This is a genomic window from Tolypothrix campylonemoides VB511288_2, from assembly GCF_045999855.1.
Lineage (GTDB): Bacteria > Cyanobacteriota > Cyanobacteriia > Cyanobacteriales > Nostocaceae > Scytonema > Scytonema bouteillei_A.
Map to the genome: position 1 here is coordinate 1 of NZ_JBFPMW010000025.1, position 25,784 is coordinate 25,784.

Below are 25,784 nucleotides of genomic sequence, written 5' to 3' on the forward strand. Positions count from 1 at the left end.
GGTAGCAAGGTATCTATGGATTAGTCGTTTTGTCTTGTTTTATGTGTGTATTAGTCCTCTAGTTAATATATACATACCCTCTAGTCTATGCATAATTGCATTGATATGCCGTCTAGTCTACCCATAGTTGCATGGTTAAACCGTCTGGTCTATACATAAATACCTAAATATATCCTCTTGTATACCCATAATTGCATGGTTATACCCTCTAGTATTGGCATAGTTGTAATGACTTGTCCACTAGTCTATGCATCATTGCCATAGTTCGTCCCCATTCCTCAGACTCAACCCTCTAGTCTACCCATATCTGCCTTGACTTGTCCACTGGTATAGACATATATATGCATAACCACAGCCCACAGCTAGACCTGACCCTCTAGTACAGACATGACAGCATTCTTCTGTTACCGTGTCCACCATAGATTTTCGCTCTACCATTGTCACTTATTCATTGAGAATTCCAATAGTTATGGCTGCTACCCCAATCATCCCATGACTACCCTAGTCTACCTTGTCCATAGATAGCTACCGCGTCCACTTCTCCCAATCCTCAATCCCTATGTCACTGTCATGTGACTGGTTAGAAGCGTGATCGCATTCAACCTGACTTCACCGCGTCCACTTCTCCAGATGCTACTTCTCCCCAATCCCTACTCCCCCAGTCCCCAGTCCCCAGTCCCAATTTTGCGTCCACAGCTACCCTGGCTTATATAAATATGGATAGCTGTGGACGTAACGCACCCTAATATTTAGAGTACTTACCACTATCCATAGACTGTCATCGCGACAGCTTCACAATAATCAAGTAAAGTTCTATGGTTTGGACGTGAGAAAAGTTGGCTTATCGGGAACGATAAGAGTCGATGCGTATAAAGTGGTTGCGAGCGCATACAATTTTTAGCCCATACCGCGATCGCGTCTCCAGTCAGCAATCCTTATATCACCGTCAGATGATTGTTGCGTGACTGGTTACTACCACTTACGCGATCGCATTTCCTCTACCCCCCTACTCCCCAATCCCCAATCTCAACCTCACCGCGTCCACCGCTGCTACTCTACCGCTTCATTGGCTACTTGATTACCACTTCTCCCTAGTGCGTTGCGATCGCGCCTCCAGTCAGCATCCTTATGTCACCGTCATATGATTGCCGCTTCACCGGGCCACCACTCCCCTACTCCTATTCCCCAATCCCCAGTGACAAATTTCCGATTCTTACATAATTCGATAATCTAATAGTTGCAATTTCAATAATTGCAGTTTCAACGTAGTCACGCTCATTAAATATATAGATCTAACAACTTCCAAGACTACAGACTACGCCTACGACTACTGCTACTCCCATGACTACCATTGAGCAAATACTTTGCATACGTAATATACGTACCCGTTGGTAGTCACGCTCATTAAATATATAGATCTAACAACTTCCAAGACTACAGACTACGCCTACGACTACTGCTACTCCCATGACTACCATTGAGCAAATACTTTGCATACGTAATATACGTACCCGTTGGTAGTCACGCTCATTAAATATATAGATCTAACAACTTCCAAGACTACAGACCATGACTACGACTACCAGAATTCTCCATAACTACTAATATTGAGCGTGGCTACCATGCCTACCAGAAAAACTGCCCTCTAAAATCGCTTGCAGACGGCTTGAAATGTCTTGAGGGCATCAATCTTCATTCTCTGGGGTAGCTGGCATTGCAGCGCCATACATCGCGTGACTACTGCTACATATACTACATTTGTAGTGTATAGGGCGTGGGATTGGGGGTGCGATCGCAATAAATCAGTGGACACCAACGCGTGGACACGGTGAACTTTTGAAGGTCAATTTTTCAGCCCGTATCTACAACGGCTTTTATGACTTAAACCATAACTTGAGCCAGTTTGTGAACCATAACTTGAGCCATAAGTAACGGCAAAATAAGCCTTACGGGAAAAAGCGAAAGAAAACTTTGCAGCAAATAATGAGCCAGAGTTGATTTTTTGCACTATAATATGAATTGGAGTTTTAAAAACCTGAGTGGACAAAACCCCAAGCAAACAAACAGCTTTTAGCCGTACAAATTTCAACTTTTGTCCTAAAATATGATTCAAAATAACCAAGATATGCTTCACTCCCCCCGTAATTAGTAATATAGACTTGTGTAGTGAAACCCAAAAATGTCTCTAGATATAGGGTTTTAGGGAGAGTCAAGAAAAAAAGAAGCCCAAACACACACCTATCACCTGTGGCATCAATGAACTCCTCTGAATTTGACCAATGGTGTTCCCAACAGCAACTAACGGCATCTTGCCAAGACCTAATTGCCACAATCAGGTCAGCCCCACCCTCACGTCGTGTACAAGGACGCGCCAAAAACGTCAGCGGAGTTTACCCCAGCCGGAAAATGGGTCAAACCATCCAATTTGAGAGCCACACCGTAGAACTGTGGGCAATCTACCAAATGGAACACGACCCAGAGGTATTGGAATACTACGACCAGCCACCCCCCTTCAAAATCCAGTACCACAACAAAACAGGACGCAAAATAGGTCACTACCATACCCCAGACTTCTTCGTACTCAGAACTAATGGTGCAGCTTGGGAAGAATGGAAAACCGAAACCGAACTCAAACGACTAGCCGAAAAATACCCCGGACGCTACCAAAAAACAGCCGACGGGAAATGGCACAGCCCACCAGGATGTGCCCATGCTTCTTCCTACGGACTTAAATACCACATCCGCACCGATAGCGAACTGCATCCCATCTTCAGCCAAAACCTCATCTTTCTAGAAGACTACCTGAGATTCAACACCAACATCCCCCACACCATCACTGAACAAACACTCACCGCAGTCCAAGCCAACCCCGGAATCACCATAACCGCCACACTTGCTTCAATACCCGGAGTCAGAGCTAACGACATCTACGCCATGATAGCCACAGAGCAACTCTACGTAGATCTGTATGCAGCACCCCTAGTAGAACACTGGCGAGTACAACTATATCTAGACCAACAAACCCATCAAGCCTACACACATCTAGCCATAACAACACAGCACCATCAACCAATACCCCCACCCACAGCACTCCTACCTTCCACAATCCTGCTATGGGACTCTAAGCCCTGGACATTAGTCAACTTTGGTGAAATCGCCACCACACTCCTACCAGAAATCGGACAACCCATTCAACTACCAACAGCTTATTTCCTGCAACTATTAGTTTGCGGCAACATCAAAATTCAAAATTCAGAAAAACAAGCATCCATCAATAATGCAGTCCAAGCACTCATGGATGCCGCCTCTCCCAGCGACCTCAGCCAAGCAAACCGCCGATTTCATCTAGTACAAGCCTATATTCAGCACCAGGCAGATATCTACAAAGATATTCCTGCCAGTACCTTGAAACGATGGGTAAAACAGTTTCGAGAAGCCGAAGCCAGGTATGGTTGCGGTTACGTTGGTTTACTACCACGTACTTCTAGGCGAGGAAATCGTCAAACCAAAGCACCAAACCAATCAAGCGAACTACTCAATAAATTTATTATCGAACACTTCGAGACACCTAGGCAAGCACCAGCAGCTTCAGTATATAGATTATATATTAGAGCTTGTAACGAATTAAATATACAACCCCTGAGTTCACGCACCTTTTATCACCGCCTCAAACAGCGCCCCATTCATGAACAAACCAAAAAACGTCAGGGAGCAAAAGCTGCATACTCAACAGAACCAACAATCTTAGAACTAGCCCTAACCACGCCCCGGCATGGAGACAGACCCTTTGCCATCGTCCACATTGACCACACCCAACTCGACATCGAACTACGCTCAATTACCACAGGACGGAACTTAGGAAGACCTTGGCTAACATTACTCATTGATGCCTATTCCCGACGTATCCTCGCCCTTTATCTCACCTTTGACCCACCCAGTTACAGGTCTTGCATGATGGCACTACGGTCTTGTATCCAGCGATTTGGTCGTTTTCCAGGGGCCGTAGTCGTAGATGGCGGCAAAGAATTTCATAGCCTTTACTTTGACACCCTACTAGCACGCTACCACTGCATCAAAAAAACACGTCCTGGTGGTAAACCGCGTTTTGGTTCAGTCATAGAACGATTGTTCGGCACAACAAATACCGCGTTTGTATACAACCTCTTAGGTAACACCCAAGCCAGTAAACAACCACGGCAACTGACTCCATCCGTTGACCCCAAACAACAAGCTGTGTGGACATTGGCAGATTTGTATACTTACCTCAGCGAGTGGGCCTACACCATTTACGACACCAGCGAGCATGATTCCTTGGGAGCAACACCATTACAAGTGTATACCGACTCCTTGCTGATAGCCGGAGAACGAGAACACCGACACATTGCCTACAACGAAGACTTCCTCATGGCTACACGCCCCAGTACAGCCAAAGGAACGGCTTTAGTCCAGCCAGGAGTTGGAATTAAAGTCAACTATCTTTATTACTGGAATGATGCTTTCCGCAATCCTGCCGTTGAAAAAACCAAAGTTCCCGTGCGCTATGACCCCTTTGATATGGGTGCAGCTTATGCCTATCTAGAAGGACGCTGGGTTAAATGTATCTCCCAGTATTACAGCACCTTTGTCGGACGTACAGAGAAAGAAGTGCTGTTAGCCGCAGAGGAAATCAGAAAAAAAGACAAGGGGAATTCTCAGAGTACGAATATCTCAGCTAAACGATTAGCAGATTTTATCGCCAGAGCGCAAGAGCATGAAACGCTTCTACTGCAAAGATTACGGGATTTAGAAGCCAAAAGTGTACGGGAAAATTTAACATCTGGTGGACATGATGTCCCGTCCGTTTCCCAAGTACAAGTTATACCGCAATCAATAGCAGTTCCACTCAACAGCAAAGATGTCGCCAAAGTTCATAAAACTGAAAATATCCAACTGTTGGATGTCACAAAACTGCCTGTTTTTGAGGAATACAAGTAATGGAGAACTTTCCTGAATCAGCACAGTCCCAACTCAAGCAATTCAAGGAATATGCAATATCTCATCCCCAGTTGGCACAAGTGGATATGTTGCTGATGGGTGCGATTCGTGAACCTGCGGGGTTTGCCCATGTCTTGGTGTATGGACCTAGCGGGGTGGGAAAAACGACGATGATTCGGCAGATTACTAAACGCTTAAATGGGACTACTGTTGACCAGAATGGTTCTCTTTCGTCTGGCTATCGCAATGGCAATATGTCCCCAATGCCACTGTTACTGGTAGAAACACGACCTCCTGACGGTGGGTTGTTTAATCGTACTGATTATTACCGCACGGCACTGAGGTTATTGGGAGAGCCATTTTATGAGCGGCGGATGATGGTGGATATTGATGCCGAGCAAACCTGGGAGAAAAAGGGGCGTGGCAGAAGTAAAACGGCACAGTTTAATGATTCTCCTGAACTGCGTCAGGCTTTGGAAGAAGCAATGAGTAAACGCGGTGTTAAGGCTGTGATTTTGGATGAGGCGCAGCATTTAATGAAGATTGGTAGTGGGGCTAGTGGTGGTAAGCTTTTAGACCAGTTGGATTGGATTAAGTCGATGACGAATGTGACTGGTGTACTGCATATTCTCATTGGCACTTATGAACTTTTGAATTTTCGCAATTTAAGTGGACAGGCATCACGCCGGGGGTTAGATATTCATTTCCCCCGTTATTTGTTTCAGCATGAACTTGATAGGCAGGATTTTCAGGGAGTTTTACTGGCGCTGCTGAGGCAAGTTCCCCTTCAGGTTGATATTCCGGCTTTGATGCAGCATTGGGTTTATTTCTATGAGCGTTCTATTGGTTGCGTAGGCGTGTTGAAGGATTGGTTAATTCGGGCAGTAGCGGCGGCGTTGCACGATGGTTGTGATACCCTGACTTTGGAGCGATTGCATGAACATACTCTTTCGCTGGCTCAGTGTGAGCGGATGGCGATAGAGGCAACTGAGGGTGAACAAAAACTTTGTTACATGGAAAGTCGCCGCGAACATTTATGGCATTTGTTACAGATGGGGATGACTTCGACTTCTGTTCCTGGTGGGATTGTAGATTTATCATCTGGGTCAAAGTCTACTGTTGCACCTGTTTCTACTGCTACTACTAAATCTACTCGTAAAAAACGTTCTGACGCACAGACGCTACAGGCTAATACTCCTACTCCTACTTCAGAAGCAATAGCTAGTAGCCCAGAACCTAAGAAGAGGCAAACTCGAAAAAAGAAGGAATCTCCTGTGGTAGTAACTGAAGCTACACAGAACACTCAAGAAATGACGCAGGATATACCCAGTGCTGTGACTGAGGTCGCAGAATCACAAACTCAGCCTAAGAAGAGACAAACTCGGAAAAAGAAGGATACTGCTGTAGTTTCCGAGGAAATGCCACAAGATACACTTAGTTCTCAATTCGAGGTAATATCTTTAACAACTGAGTCTAACAATGTTGAAGCAGTTCCCAAGAAAAATGGGCGTAGGAGTGTCGGACAACGCAAGCCACAACGAGATAAGGTTGGGGAGTAGGTAGAAAATTTACAATCTTTTGCTTAATAGAGTGATGTATTGATTAAGAGCTTTTTGGGTTGTTTTGTACCCAGGGGCTTGTTTACCTAATTTTAGTTCCTGTAATACTTGGTCGCGTAAAACTTCAAGTTCCACCATGTTCGGCAGTGTCGGTGTACGCGGTTGTTGATCTTGATTTTCCTCTTTCCGTGTAATACATGGGAAACTCCCCTCTTCTTCCCGTGTATTACTTGGTGTATGAGAACAAAAAAGTTCTACATAAGACAATAAAGTCGTACACAAGACAATAAAGTCCTACACTGAAACCATCCATACTTTGGTACGTTTGCGACTGGATTTTGTATGATGGGCCGTATCACTTAAAGCATTTTCAATCATCTTGGTGTAAAACTTTATTGTCACGCTCGCTCCTCAAAAAAGGAATGGGCAAACGTCCCAAGGTAAAACTTTATTGTCAATCCAGTTTTTTTGGCTAACGTAAGATTAAGGCTTGGGGGCTACGCCAGTGTAAGACTTTATTGTCTCAATACACTTGGTAGATTGTTGCTTTTTACCATCTCTTCTAAATAATCTGCTCAAGTTATTCCTAAGCATTCAGCAGCTATGCCCAATGCTTTCCATGTGTCATCTGTTAGTCTCAATGAGCGGATTTGACGGTAATCATCGTTTTTGAGGGTAAATTTCCCTTGAATATCCCGTTTCAACATCACCCTTTCCATGTAATACACCGTTAGGTTAACAAATTTCTACTGTGTAATACATGGGGAAATGAATTTTCTACTTTGACCGTTTTTTTGACCCATAAAATGAACATCTACTTTGTGAAGCATAATGTGAGCTAAAAGCTCATTTTATGGTGCAAGTCACAGCTTTCGATTTCCAACCGCGTAGCGAGCATGCTAACAAAAAAAAGGCGATCGGCGACAAGGTAACGGATGGAGGGGGGAGGTGGAAGGGTAAGTATTTGTGCTTATGAATGACAAGAAGCCCACACTGCACGGGTATGGGCGAATTTTAAGAACCATTTTGTTCACTTTAAAACTTAACATTGTAGGGCAAAATAATTGACACTCCTACAGCGAGAAAACCGTAGGAGTGTCAAAGAGATTTATAGTCAAGGTCTTTATAGCAACTGACCCCGTTTGAATTAAGTAATTTAATCCTTTATTTAAGATTAAAAATTTTCAGTTATGTAACAGCTAGCTAAAGACAGATAAGTATTTCAACCTTTAGAAGGATGATTTATGTGCTTAATAGTACGGTTTGTTGGTCAAGCGTTAGGATTATAGGTCACTTAATTCTTTAGCGATTTGTCTGGCGATTCGTTGTACTCGGCTTCTAAATACTAGTTCTTGGCTTGTAAGTTGTAACTCCTCACTTCTGGTAACAAGTTCTAAACTTATAGTTCTCAGTTGTATATTCCAAATTTTTAGTTGTTCGGCGGTCATCATAGCTATCACTCTTGTTTTTCACACTACCAGTATCATTCAATCAACATAGTCGTTTCTTCTGTTCAATGGCTTATATGAAAACTGATTTGAGCAAGCTAGATTCTCACAAGTAATCGAAGGGATAGCGATAGCGCTTCACCAAAACGGGTAGTACTGCCTCATTTTGGCTTCTATTGCGTTGCAAAAATCCGTAGTTAAGTGATGTAGTCTCTTCTGCCTTTTAATATCTATTCTTTGTTCAAAATTCAAATTTTTTCCGTCTTTAAACTCTTGTTCAAGTTTTTGGTACAAAACTTTTATTCTTACCATATCTAAATCTTCATCTTGATTCATAATTTATTACTCTTTACTTTAGGTTTCTTAATGTTAAGAGTAGGAGGAAACATCCCCTACTTTTAAATTTAAGCTAACTTCTCAATTTCACCAGTTTCTTCGATTAAAATTCCTTCACTAACTAGTACATAAGTATATGCTTTCCGTCCGTCCTTAACTCGCACTTTATAACCAGGGTTAGCTTTGAGAATATCGTGAATTTCTAATAGTGAGGTTTCGATAGGAACTACTTTGATTTGCGTTGCCTTGGGCAATGTTGGCTTAGTCGTTGGTTTTACAGTAGTTTCTACTTTGGTTTCTTTTGGTGCGATAGCTTCGCTGCTGCCCTTTGGGCAGATCGCTACTGCTGGCATGGATGACTCAGAGAAATTCACAAAATCAATGTCTCGCTCAATTGCCGTAGATCTGCCTCGATTGTCATAGGCGTTGAGTCCATGCTTGGTGTTATGGTCATCAATCATCACTTTGTACTGTTCCATAACGTTCTTAATCAATGTCATCTTTGACCCTGTTAAAGCATTGATAGCAGTACCAGTAAGGCACCACTTTTGTGATTTTTCAGTCGCCATATCGTTGTGATGCATGATGGCGACCATAGCGCGTTTAGCCAGTTCTTCAGCCCTACCCGGTAATGTTCTTAACTTTGAATTGTTCAAGAGTTCAGCAGTAGGGATGGATTCTAGATCGGTCTTAGTAGCTTGCTCAGCTTTGCCTACCACTGTTCGGGCATACACTCTACAGGCTTGTTTGATAAAGTCAGCTAGGCTCATTCCAGAGTGATTGAGAGCATTTTCAACAATTGCTTGAGTCTCTGTGTCCAGTTCTAGTTGTTGCAGTGTCATATCTTCTAGTTTTGTAGTTTGGGGCTGTGGTTGTTCTTGTGGCTGTTCTTGTGGTTGTGACTCAGTTTGTGTAGTTGGCAATTCTGGGAGGTTGTTAAAATATGCAGTTCTTGCTTTGTCTCCAACAATTTCCCATCGTTCAGTACTTGAGGTTAAATACCAAAGTGCTAAATGCTCATAACGGGATATTTGACCCTTACCCTGTGTTGTATGGTAGTAGCCTCTTTTAGCAGATTCATTATCGGGGAATGCTTGCTTAATGGTTTTGCGAACGGTGGGCAAACCTCTAGTACTGAAACTACTGAAATTTTTGATTGCTGCTCTTAATTCGTGCCAAGCTTCAATAGTCAGAGTTTTAATGACTGTTTCATCAGTAATGCCTTGAAGCTTAGAAGCTAGTTCCTGACCGATTTTTGTAGCGATTTCTGCCTGTGACATAATTAAGATATCATTTACTTGATTTGTATCTTTAGACTAACCCTCTAGTTTATAATCGTCAAGAGGGTTGGTCTAGGGATTCTTAAATTTTTGTGATTGTCCCAGGTTTGATTTCGTATCGCTTGTAAGCATTGATGGTATTTTCGTCATCATCCCCTAAGATGTCCTTGGCGTAGTCCGTAAAATCATACTTATCAACTGTGGGGTCATTTTCAATACACGCTCTTAAATAAGCAGCACGGAACTTGTGGTATGTTCGCTCATCTTCTGGGAAGATGTCCCAATCCTTTACAGCCAGATTAAGAACTTTTGACCATGTGCGGTTGACTCGTTCGGGGTCAGAATCCCTAGAAAAGCGTTTACCTTTACCCTCAAGCCAATCTAAACCAGTGCAAACCAATTCCGCAGGGAGTAGGGTAGGAATGTAGAACGTAGCTTTTTTAAGTGGAATGCTCTTAGCTCCTATCTTTACCTTGCGGTCTTTACCCTTGAGTTGACCCCTAAAAGCAATCTCATATTCATCTGACTGTTCAAATACGGCTGAACAGTGTACTTCTCCCATCCGCCTACCAGTTGCTAGCGCGATCGCACAACTAACATCAATCCAGTTTGGCTCTTTACCCTCTGCTACCTCAGTCAGTGCGTTATGGGCAAACTTAAGGGAGTTGGTTAAATCAATCTGGACGCGGTTTTCTTTTTGGCGACGTTCGGTAACTTTTCCTCTATAACGGATGTTTTGACGTTCTTTATACTCGCTAAACAGATAACTAAGAGCATTCCCAAAGTGAGTAGCAATGGTGTTTACTGGATTCACTAGAGCAGGATCTTTTAATTGAGTTTTAGCAGCTTGTTTTAGTGCTTTTTTGAGTGCAGTAATTTGTCTCAAGCAAGTGCCATACTCTTTTTCATCCTCTGGCTTATCATCTGGGTAAGTAAGCTTGAGTAGTCGAGCTTCTTGCACCGCTAATTTTTCCCATCCCGGTATATCCCCTACTCCCTTCTTACGCTGATTCAGTTTGTATGGTGCGAGTGCTTCAAAAATCGGTAACAGCTTTTTTACGCGCTCGTCTATAAAATTATTTTCTAACTCATCACTTGACTTCACTTGTCTACTCATACCTTGTTTTCCTAGTTATGCTTTAAGTCTAACCAAGGCTATATGCAATGTCAAGAGGGTTAGTCATAAGATACAGGGAGGCACTTACATAATGCTAAAAATAACCACCTAACACGTAGGCTAGGCGGTCATAGAATATTTATTCTTTTTTAAACAGGGATTTATTAGATCTTATGTTGTAAAGCACTAAATTTGCTTGTATTTTGCTAAAAACGGATTTAAATGCTTGTTCTGCTTATGTTTTGCTAACCATTGTTCACAAACTTCATTAACCAGTTCTATTTCTTCACGGGTAAAGTCTTCATCTGATTTTCCTGAAGCTAGAATTTTTGCGGCTATTGCAGCTTTATTGTACTCAACGCCTCGTTTGAACAATTCTACGTAGTATATGTTCTCCTTATCTTCAACAGTGGCATGAAACCTTCTTTCCATTAACTAAGCCATCCTAGGGAACTACAAAGCTACCACTACTAGAATGTGTAAATGTCGATAGTGATTACAGCCACCAAAAGATAGACCAACATTTCATCCTTAAGTTAGATGTTTTTTAAAACTATTACTTTAGGTAGAGATGAAGACCATGATTGGAAAAATTTGTTCGGGCATTTATCCCTCTAATATTCTTTAACAATCTGGACTCAGAAAAGGCGCATACAGCGCCTATGATTACCATAAGAAAAAAATCATTGCAGAAATTAATTTTTAGGAATTTCGATAGCTAATGTTGTTTGAAAAAGCAGACATTCCTTTTCCAAAAAAAATGTATTACTTTACACAATTAGTAGCTACTATTGACTATCGCCATCATTATTTTTATGTATATCACTATCCCGAACTTGTAGCTTTTAACTGGCTCGTAATTGTAAACGGGATAGCAGGCGGTTTAGTCGAGGTAGGGGTACATTGGGTGTCTTGTCGTGAAGATGCAGAGCTATGGGGCAAGCTCTGTATTGACGCAATTTATACGGGAAAACACTCTGAATTCCTTGAAGAATCTAAAAAAGCAGGGCAAATACCAAAACTCTGATTTAGCTACGCTGATTCAGCTTATATGGTGCGAGTGCTTCAAAAATCGGTAATAACTTCTTAACTCGGTCATCAATAAAATTATTTTCTAGTTCATCACTTGACTGGACTTGTCTATTTATACCTTGTTTACTTTAGTTATGCTTTCAGTCTAACCAAGGTTGCAGTCAACGTCAAGAGGGTTAGTAATGGCATGAAGAAAAACACTAATATGGTACAAGAAAAATATTTGACCGCGACTGAGCAATTAATCTTCTGAGAATTTACGTAGTTTTACTGATTGCTTGTCTGATAATAATAATTAAATTGAGTGAGAAAGTATTTTTGAAGTAATTGTGTAAGAACTATGGTTAGTAACTCAATAGACTTAGTTTTTGGAACTATTGTCAACATGGCTAATGGAAATAAATATAAAGCTATTGCGGTTCAAGATATTTTCAAAGAAACCAATTTAGATCCAACTACTTTAATTAATGCTTTGGAAATTTTAGAGAAAAGAGTTTTTATTAAATTATCTAGTCCTTTTTCTAATGGTATAGATGTGCATTCTGTATTTATTACTCTAGAAGGTATAGCAATCACAGTAAATCATTTAATAAGCTTAGTTATTCAAAGTATTGTTAATATGGCTAATGGAGATAAAGATAAAGCTATTCCAGTTCAAGATATTTTAAAAGAAACCAATTTAGAAGAAACTACTTTAATTAATGTTTTAGAAATTTTAGAGAAAAGAGGTTCAATTAAACTATCTAACCCTTTTTATAATGGCATAAATGTAAATGCTGTATTTATTAAATAAAAAGCTATCTTACGTGCTCAAAGTGACATCATGAAGGCACAAGCACCGAAACAAGAATCTTCAGAATCTGACTCATAATCATTGGTACATAAGTTTTTTGACTTTTGCTATTAAATCATCAGGGTCAATAGGTTTTATTAAACATACGTTAAATCCGGATGCTAAAGCTAAATCACAATCATCTTTTGTAGCTAAAGCAGTTATAGCAATTGCAGGAATCATGCTGAGGGTAGTGTTAAGGTTTCTAATTTTACGAATAAATGAATAGCCATTAACTTGAGGCATAACTATGTCGCTAATTAAAATATTTGGTTGACATTCCTTTATTATCTCTAAAGCTTCTATGGCTGATGATACTGTTGTTACTTGAATACCGTAGAGCGCAAGAATAAAAGCAATTAATATACCGTTATCAACATCATCATCTACTACAAGTGCTCGTAATCCATCTAAAGCTTGAGAATTATTTTCCACGTCATTAGGATGACAATCATAAGTATGATTTATCATAGTAATAGTATCTCCTATTTGAGAGTCCAATTAGGGGCGAAGTCCTGCTAGAGACTAGGTGGCACTAGTTTTCTAGTGGGCATCTAATATTAGTTCATTTAATCAATTTCTCTATTTTAAATTTTCTTCTTAATCAAGTATTTCTATTTAGTAAGTCAGATTCTTGCTAGCGTCGTTTACTTTTGGAAGTGTAGAAATGTCGTCAATACTCTAAATGGGTTTTTCACAAAAAATTCTTAACCTACGAATGTAGTATGATGCCATGCTTTGTGAAGTAAATATACTTATTAGAGTCAGATTTTTTAGAATTGGACGTTTTGTTCCAATGTAGTACGCTGCTATCCCTTGGTGTGCGGTTGTTTTAGTGCGATGTCGTCAAACACACTCTGTAGAACTTTGGCTTATCTTTCACACCACTGCATTTCTATTTCTGCTGAATAACTATAATTCTCACTATAATGAGTTACTTTAGTAATTCTAAAATTTTGATTTCTCCAAACAAGAAATTCTCCTACTATAGGAGTTCTAGGTAATCTCATTATTTTAGATTGTACGGATTTTAATACTGGGTCAGATTCTAATACATTTTCAGGAATCCCTACGGGAATAACACGAATTTTATTCATCAACCATATGCCACTGCAAAAGTAGACAAAATCTTGAATTATTGTGTACTTTTCAAGCGGGATTAAGAAATTTCTCAAAATCATACTAGAATTAAACATTTCAACTTTCTCCCTTAAGATAGTCTGATATTTCTTCCTATAGGTAGATGATATTCGCATTTTTCTTAAAATGCAGCATTTGTGTACAGACTTTAGTAAGTGACTTTGAGGAAGTTGTGAGGTGTGTAGGAATTAGCCTAATATCGTGTGTAGTACGCTGCTATTCCTTGATGTGCGGTTGTTTTAGCGCGATGTCGTCAAAAACATATTTCCAAAAAATCAACTCAAGCATCAAAACGCAACGAAACCCGACCACTCTCCCCCAGCGACTATTTTTAGCTAGTGATTTCAGCAATAGACTGAAATTGTTTGCGTCCAGCATGGCAGTGATCGAACATGGCTTATGTGAAAACAGATTTAAGCAACCCAGATTCTTGCAAACTAGATTCTCATAACTAATCGAAGGGATAGCACTTCACCGCAACGGGTAGACTGCTTCATTCTGGCTTCTATCTCATCCTATAACTACCCTTGCCTTTCTTCATTCCAAGCTTGATAAAAATCTGGATAAGTCATAGTTTGGGCGCAGTGCCAGAGAACTTCGTAAGCCTCATTATTTAATAAGCGATTTTTCAAAACTGTGACAACTGTTGCCATCTTCTGAGGTTCTGTTAACAATCCTTTTAAACTAGATGCCGCGTGCCAACGGGTTTCTTCATCTTGAGAATCCCGAATTAATTCTACTAATGCAGTGATAGCAGTGGTGTTATTTGGAGCTATTTGAACTAAACTATATGCCGCTAGCCAACGGGTAGTTCCAGATTGAGAATCCCGAATGAATTCCACTAATGCAGTGATAGCCATGGTGTTATTTGGGGCTATTTGAACTAAACTATATGCCGCGTGCCAACGGGTTTCTTCATCTTGAGAATCCCGAATTAATTCCTCTAATGCAGTGATAGCAGTGGTGTTATTTGGAGCTATTTTCACTAAACTATATGCTGCTTGCAAACGGGTAGATTCAGATTGAGAATTCCGAATTGATTCCTCTAATGCAGTGATAGCGGTGGTGTTATTTGGAGCTATTTTTCCTAAACTAACTGCCACTTGCAAACGAGTAGCTCCAGATTGAGAATCCCGAATTAATTCCTCTAATACAGTGATAGCCGTGGTGTTATTTGGAGCTATTTCTCCTAAACTATATGCCGCTTGCAAACGAGTAGCTCCAGATTGAGAATCCCGAATTAATTCCACTAATGCAGTGATAGCAGTGGTGTTATTTGGAGCTATTTTCACTAAACTATCTGCCGCTTGCAAACGAGTAGATCCAGATTGAGAATCCCGAATTAACTCCTCTAATGCAGTGATAGCCGTGGTGTTATTTGGAGCTATTTTCACTAGACTATTTGCCGCTTGCATACGGGTATATTCATCTTGACAATCCCGAATCAATTCCACTAATGCAGTGATAGCAGTGGTGTTATTTGGAGCTATTTTCACTAAACTATCTGCCGCTTGTATACGGGTATATTCATCTTGAGAATTCCGAATCAATTCCTCTAATGCAGTGATAGCCGTGGTGTTATTTGGAGCTATTTCTCCTAAACTATCTGCCGCTTGCATACGGGTATATTCATCTTGACAATCCCGAATGAATTCCTCTAATGCAGTGATAGCCGTGGTGTTATTTGGAGCTATTTTTCCTAAACTATCTGCCGCTTGTATACGGGTATATTCATCTTGACAATCCCGAATCAATTCTTCTAATGCAGTGATAGCCGTCGTGTTATTTTGAGCTATTTCAACTAAACTAGATGCCGCTTCCAAACGGGTATATTCATCTTGACAATCCCGAATGAATTCTTCTAATACAGTGATAGCCATGGTGTTATTTGGAGCTATTTGAACTAAACTAGATGCCGCTTCCCAACGGGTAGTTCCAGATTGAGAATTCCGAATAAATTCCTCTAATACAGTGATAGCCGTCGTGTTATTTTGAGCTATTTGAACTAAACTAGATGCCGCTTCCCAACGGGTAGTTCTAGATTGAGAATCCCAAATTAATTCCACTAATGCAGTGATAGCCGTGGTGTTATTTGGGGCTATTTCTCCTAAACTATATGCCGCTTGCATACGGGTATATTCATCTTGAGAATTAGCGATTAAATTCTCTAAGGCAGCGCTCGCTCTTTCAAGATTCGTCTCTACAAGTACAGTCCTAGCATTTTCTACTATATTTTGGTTAAATGTCTGCCATTGCCGTGAGTGATTATTGAAATACCCAAATCTCCATGTAACGATTTGGTTTACTATTTCATCTACTTGAGAGCAATCTTTGAGTTCAGTAATTCCCACAGCCGCTAAAAAGTAAGCTTTATATTCATAAAAACCTTTGTCTACATCTTTTCTGTTCCATTGACCGCATCTATCCTGAAAGTTTACCAACGCTCCAATAAATTCGTGCTTCTGCTCTTCTTTTATATCCTCTCGCCCCAACCACAGCAAAATCACCTCTTTCCACTGTGATTCAAATATACGATAAGTTCCTTGCTCTGGATTTTGAGGAACGTGACTCAGAAAATAGTGCCAATCTTCAACAGCTAACGCCGCGAAATATTCTTCAAAGGTAGCATGGTAAAAAGCATAAACTTTTTCTTCACTGTTAGATCCAGCCGCAATGCCTACAGAATTCAGCCAACCTAATTGTAATGCTTTGTAAAACAGCGAAGTCTCATCATCTGGATCTCCGAGTTCTTTTGTGATAAAACTTTCTAGCAACCGGAACCGTGAACCACCCTCGTCGATATCCCACAGGGCTAAACATCCTAAAGCGTTGCTTAAGTCTCGTTGTTCTTTTTGACTAGTGGGGAAACGGTTTTCTTTCCATTTGTAGAACTGCCTTACAAATCGCTTGTATAGTCCCGCTTTTGTTTGTGGTAAATTTCCCTCTTCACTTTGCCAGATACTACATAACAGCGTCAAACGCAGCGGAGTTTGCACCAAGTCCCGCAAGCCCACTCGTCCAGATGAGTCTAATTCTGTCTTTAACCGTTCTCCTTTTTCAATGTCTTCTATAAACCAGTTGTCGATAAACTGATGTACTTGTTGAGGGTAGTTAAAGTTTAGTAGACGATAGGTTTCAAAAGTTTCTAGTGCATGACGATCTGCTTGCCAGACATTCAATCGGCACGTTAACACCACCCGCGATAAACTCACCCATCCATTTAACTGACGAGAAATTTCTTCTAACAGGTAATAAGATGCTGAGCTTCCAGATATTTCATCTACCCCGTCTAACAGCAACCAGACATGATTTTTCTGAAATAGCTCTATTAAGATTTCTTCTTGTTTTGGTATTATACATCCTACCTTTAAAGTATTTTTTAGCCAATTTTGCAATAAATATTCTTCTAGACTTTTGGACTGTAAATCCGCCAAAGAAATCCAGATTGGAAATCCTAAATCTTTCTCTAACAGCCAAAAAGCGATCGCTTGGAGTAGTGTTGTTTTTCCAGCACCTGGTTCTCCAATCACAGCTATTCGCTTACCTTTGGTTTTCCCTTCACCGCGTTCTAGAATTTGGCTGAAAAAAGCTTCATGCTCAAATCGTTGCTGCGTTTCATACTCTGGTTCATAAAGACGTGTTCCCGCATCTGGGGAAATGTCTTCCTTTTTGCGTTTATCCGTTTTTGTTCTCTGCACGAATGCTAGGGGAACATAAATTGGCTCTCTTTCTTTTTTGGCAGACTCATCTTGCATCAAAACATTACTGGTTATTCGCTTCTGTGGTTTCAGCATTTCTCTACAGACTTTGTGCCAGTTAATAAAAGTAGCTGTAGTTTCAAGAGCCAGACCATGCTTTTGAGCGAGAGCTTGTAATTCTGGATTTCCAGAGCGATCGTTACACGCTGCAAGGATTAAATCTTGAATCCATCCCTGTGCTTCTGCTGTTTGAATGAGCTGAAAGACAATTTCTGTTAAATCTGTTCCAAGAGCGATCGCATCTAAATTTTTATCTAACTCAAACGACAGCATTTGCTCTAATGATGATTTCTCCGGGAAAGCACTCAATAAAGCTTTTTGGATTTCCTGACGCTCGTTTCCAGATAAAGACATTGTTCAAACCAGATCGCATATTTTAGTGAAGGGATTCCCGACATTTTTCAAAAGTCAATAATTTTTCCTATAAAAATGTTTTAGCTTTCTGCTAAGGCGCTCGCCACTAATTTTTTTTAGCTCAGCCGTATAAGTGGAAGCATTCTTAGAAATTTGATAACAATGAGGTCGCATTTCATCCACAACATCCAGAACTTTCTACTGAGTAAGAAAGCGAATATGGCTCTTTGTGGTATTAACATTAATGCCTGATTTCTCAGCAGCATCATTGACTGTCAACCACTGATTTGGTGAATTTTTAAAGACTAAGAAAACTTTTAGCAAATGTGTTGTTACTTTTTTGGACATAAGTTCTCCTGAAAATCCCCTAGCAGAAGATTTGACCAAACCATATCAAACCATACCTAACCTTATAGACTTGATTGTAACCCTAACTAAAGATTTCCTACCAACTGTTTTAGCGCGATCGCTTCCACTCCTCTCTACTCCCAATTTCCAATCCCCAATTCATGCATCTCCCGATGGTGGATGCAGTAGGGGTATAGCAATTTTCACCCCATACACCCCTCAGAAAATTCTTTATGCTAAAAGTTTTTCTGTAGTATTAATTGACAATGTAGTAATTGAGTAATGGCATACCTGTCTACAGCCAATAGTTCTGGCGGTATTTGGCGAGATTAAAACAACTTCTCGACAAACTCTTCCAAGTCGGAGCGCTTGATTCTCCAACTTCTACCAATAACCTTGGCTTTGAGATTCCCTGCTGTAACCCCTAGATGGTCTAATTTTAAGGAGGAGAAAGCAGTTGCCGTCGGCAACCTTCTTCTCCTTCTGTAAAAAGAATTATCATTATTGTTCAAACACCACTTCTTAGTTTTTATTGATTAATTTATTCTTTGGAAGTCCCTTAACTCAACTGCCAACTTAAAGTACTCACGCCACCATCAATGATCATCTCACTACCCAGCATGAAGGAGGATTCATCGGAGGCTAGGAACACCGCTGCTTTGGCTATTTCAATCGGAGCGCCAAACCGCTTTAACGGAATTTGGTTGCGGATCGCCTCTGCTATTTGCTGAACTTGCTCGGCTGGAAGACCAGACTTTCCGAGTATCGGTGTGGAGATCGGACCTGGGCTAATGGCGTTGACCCGAATTCCTCGCTCGATCAGTTCACCAGATAGAGTTCTTGCCAGCGAGATCATCGCAGCCTTACTTGCACCATAGACGCTAGAGTTTGGCATTCCGATGTGAGCATTAATTGAGGTATTTAAGACGATCGAAGCGGGATTTGCCAAAATTGGCAATAGATTTTGGATGAGAAAATAGGGTCCTTTAAGGTTGACTGCAATTTGATGATCGAACGTTGCTTCATCCCAAGCCTCAAGCGGTTGAAAAATGCCAATCCCAGCATTAAGAAAGACGGCATTAAGCTTGTCGAAAACTTTAGCGATTTCCTCTGCCAAGTGCTTTTGTTCGCCGACTTGACCCGCATCGCTCTTAATGACGATTACCTCTTTGCCCAGTTCTTGCTGTGCTTGAGCTAGTGTGTCTGGGTTGCTCCCAGTGACTGCTACACGCGCACCCTCTGCAAGAAATTGTTTAGCTGTCTCAAGCCCTATACCCGTTGTGCCACCAGTGATGAGGGTACATTTTCCTTGTAAGCGGTTCATGCAAAATCTCCTGATTCTGAGGGTTTTGAATCAGATTAGCATTAACGAACTAGCGAGAGCGCTCGCTTTGATTTCCACTTTCCCAAACTTTAAAGTGTAGCGACACTAGGCGACAACCAGGGTAGAAGAGAATCAGGACATTTGCGACAATAGTAAGGTTGAACGTCAATAACGACAAATGAAGAGTAAAAAGGGCGCTAAAATGCAGGCCTTAAAGCTGTATCAGCAAAATAAGCTCACTGATGAAATCGCACGTTTATGCGAAATATCCCGAAGAACAGCCCAAAGATGGGTGCGAGAGTTTGAACAGACAGGAGTCATAATCACTGGAAAAAATGAAACTCCTCAGGAGGAAACGACAAATAATGTCGCTACTGTCTCGCCAACAATATCAGTTCTGGAAAAAGTCGCCAAGATTGAACCAAATCAAACTCTAGACCTCAGCTTAAGCAGTCGGTTGGCGATTCGCTTGCTGAATTTAACTGAAGTGGCGATCGCGACGGTGGAGGATTGTTTGACGAATGTGGACGCAAAACCAACTGACAGATTAAAAGCCGCCGAAATGGTTGCACGATGGGTGGGACTCGATGACAAGGAGCGAAGGTCAATTTTCAGCCAGGTGACAGAATCTTGTGACGCAAAGCTAGCAACCGTAGATCTTCAAAAATCATCTGCAACCGTCAAGCCACAGAAAGTACTGCTCGCCCAACAGAAATTAGAAAAAGAGCGAGAAAGAGAACAAGCTACCCAGAAAGAAAGATTTCACTTTCACAATTATGAGATTTCTGAGTACTTTTGGCGTACTCAAACCCTCCCAGACGAGTTAGGAGAGGATTTTGATGCCAACTATTTCTTAAGCTTCTTAGAATGTGATGAGGATTTTACAGAGGATTACGAAGTCTACCAACAAGCGTTGAGAGCGTTGGATTTGCGCGGTTACAATGTTGAAGCTTATCAAAATTCAATTAAAGAGTGAAATGCTTGAATCTCCATTGAGAAAATCTGAAAATCCAGAGAAAAACTTAACTCCGAGACAACTAAAATTTTGCCATGAATACATAATTGATGAAAATCCAGTGTACGCCTACATTCGTGCTGGCTATCACAAACGACTGCAAGCAGCTCAAGAAGAAAGCTTAAAATTATTAAACCTGACAAAGATTCAAGCCAAAATAAAGCAGTTAAAAACTGAAAAACTCGAAAAAGCATTAAACCGACAACTTAGAATTGCGGCAGAACTTGCAAAAATAGCTTCCCCTGGCCGCAAACTGCTTTGAGATCAGCTAGAAATGGAATGCGAGCGCGTGGTTACGATTGTTGAATGCTAACATTTACTAGCAAAAGCTAACATCGAGGTCATGTTTTTTGAATTTTTGGCTTCATTGTCGCGGGATTGTCGCCAAGCCGTTTTCACACCTCAATTGGCACTCAAAGCAGCGACCATCTTATGATTCCGCTTTGCGATCGCAAGCCCTAGATATCCAGTACCTAGCTACACCATTCAACCCAATCTGGAGCCATTGAAGCAAACCGTTCAAACTGGCTTGGATTCTCATCACCCCACAAAGAGATAACAGCCCACTTTTCGTCGTAGCTGAGAGGTTTCAGAAGGTCTTTAACTGCCTCCACCCCAAATCTCAGCGAGTTCATTACGAGGCGAGTCACTTTTTTTGCTCTGTCCGTAAAAGGATTTGTCTCCGTACTCTCCTCATTTAGCTGATTTGGGTGCTCGTTTTCTGCCGGAGTTGATTGGTGTCCAGACCCCCGAGCAAAGTACTTTCCACCTATAAATGGGGGGGGTGTGGACACGGGAGGAGATTCGCTTTTTATGCCGTACTGTGAGAGCATTCCAGCAGTTAGGCGTTCTGCTGCCTCTTTGTCAAGCTGTCGCTGTCGCTCTTTGTCAACTCGGCGTTTCTGGCGGTATTCTAGAACCTGTTGGGCGAAAGCTAGGTCTTCGGGATTGAGTGTATACTGACGAACTCGGTGTCCTCTTGTCCCTGTTCGCCGTGAAACAGTGGACAAGCCCAGCTGTTCTAGATAAGTACCCAGAATCCACATTGGGCTGACATCTTCAACTGGAATAGTAATGCCCAAAATTTGTTTGATGTGGGGGGCAAATTGATGAGAGCGCTCTCGTAAATTAAGTAGAATTTCCTCGGTGCCTGTGAACTCCTGACCTTTGAGCATCATTGAGATGAGAACATCTCTGAGTCCCAAAGAATGACGCATTTGCCAAGTGGTAGAGTAGTTACCCCAATCAGTACAAATTGTCAAGCGCTCTCGCTCCTGTTTGTCGCGTTCTGCAACTAATTCCGGAGGTGTTTGGAATTCTCGCCCAAGGTCATCGACAATCACTTCCCCAGGGGGCAACAAAATCGCTTCCAAACTGACTAACTTACGAATTAATCGCCCAGAGTCATCTTTTTCTACTAATTCTGGAGTGACAGGCATCCCGTAACTATCAAAAATTCGGAATTTTTCACACTCAAGAATTTCATCGGGCTTGAGATAATCTTGTTTTTGGCGGGCATCATATGTTTTGCGGTCGATATCTTTGGCATTGGCGACTGCTGCATAATGCTCAAGATCGAGAATGGAAGAAGCGGTTTTCATCAAATCCTTAGCCGCTTCATTCACTCCATCTCCCATTGGAATAATGGTATTTCCCATGTCCTCAAGAAGCGAGCGCAAATCAAGGCGTAAATTATTGATGGATAAGTTTCGTTGCGCCTCAAGCTGGCAAGAGATATCTAGCGCCCAATCCTTCTCAACTCCGCGCTTGCCCGTCTCCCGGTCGATGCGAATTAGGAACGCGGTCATCTCATTTTTTTGTAAGTATCGTTCTTTAATGCGTTTGGGGTTGGTTTCGTTGTAGCCAAACGGTGGACGTTCAGCCACCCAAACGTGCATGGGGATGTTAGTTCTGTTCCTCCATAGTTGTTGGGCGCACTCGTTTGCTGATTGAGAAACTGCATGGAATGCGCCGAAAATGATATCAAAATAATCAACACTAATGTCAACCCCCGTTCCCAAGCTAGGACTGGTTAGCAACACGTCTATGCTCTTAAGAGCTGTGTTAATTTCTTGTATGAACAATTGGTTTTCTTCGCTGCCAGAATTCTCACTGTGGATTGCCCACACTCGTAACTGACGGTCTGCCTCTGGTTCTGGGGTATCGTCTTGGGTGTCGCTGTGCAAAACATTGCCCAGCATCAAAAAACTGCGCTCAAGCTTTTTAATAAAGCGTTTAGAATCACTAACAACTATCGCTTTGTTTCCGGTCAGTACTTGGGCGTGTATTTGTGCTATCAAAGCACTGCTGTTAGTACCTTCGTACCAAAAAACCTCTCGCCCTCCCGACTTCCAGTTATTCTGAATAATAAAAGGTGACTCTCCTTGGGGACGCATAGCATGGAAAAATTCTATTGTCAAGTCGTCTAGATGGGCATCCGCCAAAACTACGAGTTTTGCTCGGTAAACTACAGCTTCCAGAACCTCTAGAATACTTGCCCGATGATTGCGACAGGTTTTAGACTTCAGCAGGTGAGCGAGATACTGACAAGCTTCATCAACAAAAACACACCCGTAGGCTTGTAAATTATTTGCCATTTTATACAGCGAATCAATGGTGATGCTGAGAGCTTTGGTTTCCCCTAAGCTACCGCCGTTGACTGCGTTGTACATAACAGTCTCCAGTCTGCCTGCAAGATTTCTCAGCAAGTTTACCCTGTGACCGTTGTTTAAAAAGCTCTCTTCTGGGTGTTCCTTCCGCCAACGTGACAAGAGTTCAGTTTTACCAGTACCCATGTCACTTTGAAGACCTACCAACCCAGAGTCAGGTAGTTTTGTGACTGCATCCGAGAGGTAGCGCGTGTTAACCGTGATATTAGGCTGATATTTATGCAGCCCTCTAGTCCGGTTGATGCGAATTTCCGCTTGATATTCGCTTAGTGTTCTAGCGTCACCAATCAGCGCTGTAACAGCTTGGTTAGATTTTTTTCCCAAAACTGAAATCCAATCATCTACCCCTTTTTCCTGCCCTGGTAGCAGCGCGACTTTGCAACGGCAAGCTTGGCGGGTAATCGCCCATCCGGTACGCTTCGTAGCTTTGTAGAGTTGTTTTCTGGTTGACGGTTTGGTTTCGTAGTCAAACAGAACGACAAATTCCCGTCCTGTTTGAGCAACGGGAATGAGATCGGGATGCATCCGCTCTAGTTCACCGTCACCGACGCGACCACCCCATATTCCTGGCAGAGCTGCACTCACAAATCCAAGTGATAATAGAGACGCTGATTTTTTCTCGCCCTCGGCTAAAATGATGGGAATTTTGGGGTTTGCGACTACCCAAGCCCAAAAACCAATCGCTTCTCCTGCTTCTGTGGTGACAATTTGTTCTGGCATGGGGACTCCATACCTCTTAGATACCATCTCCCAGGTATGCAACGGAACTCGCAAGTAGGTAACGCGGTTGGAAGTCTTAGGGGGTGACTCATATTTTACACGTTTCTCAATAGGTTTCTGAGCTTCCTTGTCCCATCCCATGCGAGCAAAATCAGGCTTAAACCTTCCCCATTCCATTGGTTCCCAGTCGTTGAGCGGGTCTAGTCCGCTCACCCACCAACCACCCTTGAGTACATGGTCGTATTGTCTAAGATATTTGTCTCGCAGTCTTCGGTCGTTGCGTCGGGCATCTTCTCTGAGAGCATAGAGCAAATGTTCTAATGCTAAGTTTCCTGAGAGAGTTTTAACATTTAACTGAATAATGCTTTCATCTACTGCGCTACCAAACCATTCGTGGAGGTGTTTGGGGTCAATCATGACTCCACCTCCCCTGCTGCAAGCGCTTCTTGTTGCAGCAGATACGCTAAAAGGGTGATTGAAGAGTCACCGCTGTAACCAAGCAATTCCAAGCAATTCAGACAATCTGTGAGCCGTTTTTGCTTGATTAATCTACCAAGACTTGGTAGAATGTCATCAATGTAATATTTGAAATAACTCATGGGTTGTCTCCTTCTTCGTCTATCAACAGGAGACAGCCTTTAACTTTTTGCCTATAGCGGCGTATAGACGCAACTCGCTAGAATAAAATCTTGGATATGTATTGTTTGGGTGGTTGTCTCGTAAGGTAAGGGCGAAACGACCAGCAGTATTAGCGAGTTGCTTCCCGTTAATTAAGGGCTGCCATCCACTTTTATCAGCTAACCATATCTAAAAATCGTTTTGGGAACTATTCGTATATTTACAAAACTTTACATTGACGATATTTAGCGCCGATTCTCCGACCAGGTTTGTCATGTACTTTTCTCCCGTCAACAAGTAATATTTGATATTGAGGTCTTTTACGTATAGAATTCCAAGTTGTTCTAGCTTTTATATAAGGAGTGTAAAAGATATCTTCGTAGTAACCATTATCACTAACGATTTGATAATGTAAAGCAGCGATATGATCCAGATATAGGTGAGTGTAATCTAACCAATCTTCTGTATTGCCAGGATTGAAAAATTCTGTTGTTTCTCTAGGACTTTTTGCCGTATAATCGTCCAAATCCCTTAAATATCTCGCTTCATTTTCATAGGCAGTATTTTTGCAATCGACGCTTGTTAATATAGTTGTTAAAAAATAAGAACATTCAGAAAATAGCCATGCCAATTCAGGATTTTTTAAAATAGTCGTGTTTATGATTGGCTCATCTAATTCGGAAAATAGATATTGGATAAGTTCATGTCTTTTTTTGCAAACTATCGCTAAGCTTCTGTAAGCCTTCATCTTGGGATTTTTTAATAACTCTTTAGTTGGGAGATCGTTTGCCCAATACCACAGCCACGTAGCGACACTAGAGTAGATATCATTTAATTTTTCTTTAGATTCATCACTAAGATTTGGATAATATCTTTGCACCAAGATAGGTATCTTTTCAATTAGTTTGCATACTAATCTTTTGTTTTGATTTACATACATACCTAAAGTAGCTACTGCATCCAACCAGTCATTAGAGTTTAAATTTTGTTCCCATTGAATTTTTCTCAATAATGAAGACAAGCATCTTACAAAAAGTTCGTCATTATCAAGTCTAAATTCACTAGCGGGAAAATTAAAAGAATAGCCACTGTCAAGTAGGACTACATTAAAGGTTAGTAGTTGAGATTGTGTATTTATTAATTGTGGCTTGAGCGCAGAACTTAAATTATTTTTTATAGTCCTTAGCTTGTTCATCTTTTTTCTTACCTCCAAATATCTTTCAAATTATTTCCTTCTCTGAAGTTATTGTGCTCAGAGGA

21 protein-coding genes are annotated in these 25,784 nt (G+C 41.4%); 7 read left to right on the plus strand and 14 right to left on the minus strand.

What is annotated here, in order from left to right; all coding sequences use genetic code 11:
* Positions 1-1,843: 1,843 nt before the first annotated feature.
* Positions 1,844-2,134 (minus strand): hypothetical protein, encoded by a 291-nt coding sequence (locus tag AB0756_RS39360; RefSeq protein WP_038113185.1) that lies wholly within the window; start codon positions 2,132-2,134, stop codon positions 1,844-1,846.
* 122 nt (positions 2,135-2,256) lie between these two features.
* Here AB0756_RS39360 and AB0756_RS39365 point away from each other — a divergent pair, with 122 nt between their 5' ends.
* Positions 2,257-4,974 carry a TnsA endonuclease N-terminal domain-containing protein gene (locus tag AB0756_RS39365; protein WP_050046025.1) on the plus strand — a complete coding sequence of 906 codons (2,718 nt, stop codon included), beginning with the start codon at positions 2,257-2,259 and terminating at the stop codon, positions 4,972-4,974.
* Positions 4,974-6,533: an ATP-binding protein gene (locus AB0756_RS39370; RefSeq protein ID WP_038092080.1), complete on the plus strand. Its 1,560-nt coding sequence runs from the start codon at positions 4,974-4,976 to the stop codon at positions 6,531-6,533. Before AB0756_RS39365 ends, AB0756_RS39370 begins: the two co-directional genes overlap by 1 nt.
* Positions 6,534-7,816: 1,283 nt before the next feature.
* Here the strand turns inward: AB0756_RS39370 and AB0756_RS39375 are convergent.
* The 5 genes from AB0756_RS39375 to AB0756_RS39395 form a co-directional block, all read right to left on the minus strand.
* The gene (locus AB0756_RS39375; protein ID WP_153021583.1) at positions 7,817-7,984 is read right to left on the minus strand and encodes a hypothetical protein; all 168 of its coding nucleotides are present in this window, start codon (positions 7,982-7,984) and stop codon (positions 7,817-7,819) included.
* A 135-nt stretch (positions 7,985-8,119) separates the two neighbouring features.
* Positions 8,120-8,317: a hypothetical protein gene (locus AB0756_RS39380; RefSeq protein WP_038092026.1), complete on the minus strand. Its 198-nt coding sequence runs from the start codon at positions 8,315-8,317 to the stop codon at positions 8,120-8,122.
* Between the two features lie 68 nt (positions 8,318-8,385).
* A complete protein-coding gene (locus AB0756_RS39385; RefSeq protein ID WP_050045089.1) occupies positions 8,386-9,597 on the minus strand; it encodes a hypothetical protein in 1,212 nt (403 codons plus the stop codon).
* 82 nt (positions 9,598-9,679) lie between these two features.
* Positions 9,680-10,714 carry a protelomerase family protein gene (locus tag AB0756_RS39390; RefSeq protein ID WP_038092023.1) on the minus strand — a complete coding sequence of 345 codons (1,035 nt, stop codon included), beginning with the start codon at positions 10,712-10,714 and terminating at the stop codon, positions 9,680-9,682.
* A 186-nt stretch (positions 10,715-10,900) separates the two neighbouring features.
* Positions 10,901-11,146 carry a hypothetical protein gene (locus AB0756_RS39395; protein ID WP_038092021.1) on the minus strand — a complete coding sequence of 82 codons (246 nt, stop codon included), beginning with the start codon at positions 11,144-11,146 and terminating at the stop codon, positions 10,901-10,903.
* Between the two features lie 289 nt (positions 11,147-11,435).
* Here AB0756_RS39395 and AB0756_RS39400 point away from each other — a divergent pair, with 289 nt between their 5' ends.
* Both AB0756_RS39400 and AB0756_RS39405 read left to right on the plus strand, forming a co-directional pair.
* The gene (locus AB0756_RS39400) at positions 11,436-11,741 is read left to right on the plus strand and encodes a hypothetical protein (RefSeq protein ID WP_038092018.1); all 306 of its coding nucleotides are present in this window, start codon (positions 11,436-11,438) and stop codon (positions 11,739-11,741) included.
* A 345-nt stretch (positions 11,742-12,086) separates the two neighbouring features.
* Positions 12,087-12,539: a hypothetical protein gene (locus AB0756_RS39405; protein ID WP_408019797.1), complete on the plus strand. Its 453-nt coding sequence runs from the start codon at positions 12,087-12,089 to the stop codon at positions 12,537-12,539.
* A 78-nt stretch (positions 12,540-12,617) separates the two neighbouring features.
* Here AB0756_RS39405 and AB0756_RS39410 read toward each other — a convergent pair whose 3' ends face one another.
* From AB0756_RS39410 to AB0756_RS39425, 4 genes are all read right to left on the minus strand, one after another.
* Positions 12,618-13,049, minus strand: a complete 432-nt coding sequence (locus AB0756_RS39410; RefSeq protein WP_408104055.1) for a response regulator — start codon at positions 13,047-13,049, stop codon at positions 12,618-12,620.
* Between the two features lie 401 nt (positions 13,050-13,450).
* Positions 13,451-13,774, minus strand: coding sequence for a hypothetical protein (locus tag AB0756_RS39415; protein ID WP_408019799.1), 324 nt, complete (start codon positions 13,772-13,774; stop codon positions 13,451-13,453).
* A gap of 465 nt (positions 13,775-14,239) precedes the next feature.
* A complete protein-coding gene (locus AB0756_RS39420) occupies positions 14,240-17,830 on the minus strand; it encodes a HEAT repeat domain-containing protein (protein ID WP_408019800.1) in 3,591 nt (1,196 codons plus the stop codon).
* 198 nt (positions 17,831-18,028) lie between these two features.
* A complete protein-coding gene (locus AB0756_RS39425; protein WP_153021565.1) occupies positions 18,029-18,178 on the minus strand; it encodes a hypothetical protein in 150 nt (49 codons plus the stop codon).
* On the opposite strand from AB0756_RS39425, the gene AB0756_RS39430 reads away from it, so the two are divergent.
* On the plus strand, positions 18,171-18,461 hold the full coding sequence (locus tag AB0756_RS39430; protein WP_050045162.1) for a hypothetical protein: 291 nt from the start codon (positions 18,171-18,173) through the stop codon (positions 18,459-18,461). The genes AB0756_RS39425 and AB0756_RS39430 overlap by 8 nt on opposite strands.
* Positions 18,462-18,737: 276 nt before the next feature.
* Here the strand turns inward: AB0756_RS39430 and AB0756_RS39435 are convergent, their stop codons facing one another.
* Positions 18,738-19,502, minus strand: coding sequence for an SDR family oxidoreductase (locus AB0756_RS39435; RefSeq protein ID WP_038091987.1), 765 nt, complete (start codon positions 19,500-19,502; stop codon positions 18,738-18,740).
* 202 nt (positions 19,503-19,704) lie between these two features.
* Between AB0756_RS39435 and AB0756_RS39440 the strand changes: the two genes are divergently transcribed.
* Both AB0756_RS39440 and AB0756_RS39445 read left to right on the plus strand, forming a co-directional pair.
* Entirely contained in the window at positions 19,705-20,478 is a 774-nt protein-coding gene (locus tag AB0756_RS39440; protein WP_050045161.1) for a helix-turn-helix domain-containing protein, read from the plus strand.
* A 1-nt stretch (position 20,479) separates the two neighbouring features.
* Positions 20,480-20,779 (plus strand): terminase small subunit, encoded by a 300-nt coding sequence (locus AB0756_RS39445; protein ID WP_050045160.1) that lies wholly within the window; start codon positions 20,480-20,482, stop codon positions 20,777-20,779.
* Positions 20,780-20,990: 211 nt separating this feature from the next.
* Here AB0756_RS39445 and AB0756_RS39450 read toward each other — a convergent pair whose 3' ends face one another.
* The 3 genes from AB0756_RS39450 to AB0756_RS39460 all read right to left on the minus strand — a co-directional run bounded on the left by AB0756_RS39450 (position 20,991) and on the right by AB0756_RS39460 (position 25,719).
* Positions 20,991-24,323 (minus strand): plasmid replication protein, CyRepA1 family, encoded by a 3,333-nt coding sequence (locus tag AB0756_RS39450; protein WP_038091982.1) that lies wholly within the window; start codon positions 24,321-24,323, stop codon positions 20,991-20,993.
* Positions 24,320-24,505, minus strand: coding sequence for a hypothetical protein (locus AB0756_RS39455; RefSeq protein ID WP_038091981.1), 186 nt, complete (start codon positions 24,503-24,505; stop codon positions 24,320-24,322). The genes AB0756_RS39450 and AB0756_RS39455 overlap by 4 nt, the downstream gene beginning before the upstream one ends.
* Before the next feature lie 239 nt (positions 24,506-24,744).
* On the minus strand, positions 24,745-25,719 hold the full coding sequence (locus AB0756_RS39460) for a hypothetical protein (protein WP_038091978.1): 975 nt from the start codon (positions 25,717-25,719) through the stop codon (positions 24,745-24,747).
* Positions 25,720-25,784 lie beyond the last annotated feature (65 nt).

What these genes read in the sequence shown, in the direction of transcription:
- AB0756_RS39365 (WP_050046025.1), top strand. Translation starts at nt 2,257, where the DNA reads ATGAACTCCTCTGAATTTGACCAATGGTGTTCCCAACAGCAACTAACG.
- AB0756_RS39370 (WP_038092080.1), top strand. Translation starts at nt 4,974, where the DNA reads ATGGAGAACTTTCCTGAATCAGCACAGTCCCAACTCAAGCAATTCAAG.
- AB0756_RS39375 (WP_153021583.1), bottom strand. Translation starts at nt 7,984, where the DNA reads ATGATGACCGCCGAACAACTAAAAATTTGGAATATACAACTGAGAACT.
- AB0756_RS39380 (WP_038092026.1), bottom strand. Translation starts at nt 8,317, where the DNA reads ATGAATCAAGATGAAGATTTAGATATGGTAAGAATAAAAGTTTTGTAC.
- AB0756_RS39385 (WP_050045089.1), bottom strand. Translation starts at nt 9,597, where the DNA reads ATGTCACAGGCAGAAATCGCTACAAAAATCGGTCAGGAACTAGCTTCT.
- AB0756_RS39390 (WP_038092023.1), bottom strand. Translation starts at nt 10,714, where the DNA reads ATGAGTAGACAAGTGAAGTCAAGTGATGAGTTAGAAAATAATTTTATA.
- AB0756_RS39395 (WP_038092021.1), bottom strand. Translation starts at nt 11,146, where the DNA reads ATGGAAAGAAGGTTTCATGCCACTGTTGAAGATAAGGAGAACATATAC.
- AB0756_RS39400 (WP_038092018.1), top strand. Translation starts at nt 11,436, where the DNA reads ATGTTGTTTGAAAAAGCAGACATTCCTTTTCCAAAAAAAATGTATTAC.
- AB0756_RS39405 (WP_408019797.1), top strand. Translation starts at nt 12,087, where the DNA reads ATGGTTAGTAACTCAATAGACTTAGTTTTTGGAACTATTGTCAACATG.
- AB0756_RS39410 (WP_408104055.1), bottom strand. Translation starts at nt 13,049, where the DNA reads ATGATAAATCATACTTATGATTGTCATCCTAATGACGTGGAAAATAAT.
- AB0756_RS39415 (WP_408019799.1), bottom strand. Translation starts at nt 13,774, where the DNA reads ATGTTTAATTCTAGTATGATTTTGAGAAATTTCTTAATCCCGCTTGAA.
- AB0756_RS39420 (WP_408019800.1), bottom strand. Translation starts at nt 17,830, where the DNA reads ATGTCTTTATCTGGAAACGAGCGTCAGGAAATCCAAAAAGCTTTATTG.
- AB0756_RS39425 (WP_153021565.1), bottom strand. Translation starts at nt 18,178, where the DNA reads ATGTCCAAAAAAGTAACAACACATTTGCTAAAAGTTTTCTTAGTCTTT.
- AB0756_RS39435 (WP_038091987.1), bottom strand. Translation starts at nt 19,502, where the DNA reads ATGAACCGCTTACAAGGAAAATGTACCCTCATCACTGGTGGCACAACG.
- AB0756_RS39440 (WP_050045161.1), top strand. Translation starts at nt 19,705, where the DNA reads ATGCAGGCCTTAAAGCTGTATCAGCAAAATAAGCTCACTGATGAAATC.
- AB0756_RS39445 (WP_050045160.1), top strand. Translation starts at nt 20,480, where the DNA reads ATGCTTGAATCTCCATTGAGAAAATCTGAAAATCCAGAGAAAAACTTA.
- AB0756_RS39450 (WP_038091982.1), bottom strand. Translation starts at nt 24,323, where the DNA reads ATGATTGACCCCAAACACCTCCACGAATGGTTTGGTAGCGCAGTAGAT.
- AB0756_RS39455 (WP_038091981.1), bottom strand. Translation starts at nt 24,505, where the DNA reads ATGAGTTATTTCAAATATTACATTGATGACATTCTACCAAGTCTTGGT.
- AB0756_RS39460 (WP_038091978.1), bottom strand. Translation starts at nt 25,719, where the DNA reads ATGAACAAGCTAAGGACTATAAAAAATAATTTAAGTTCTGCGCTCAAG.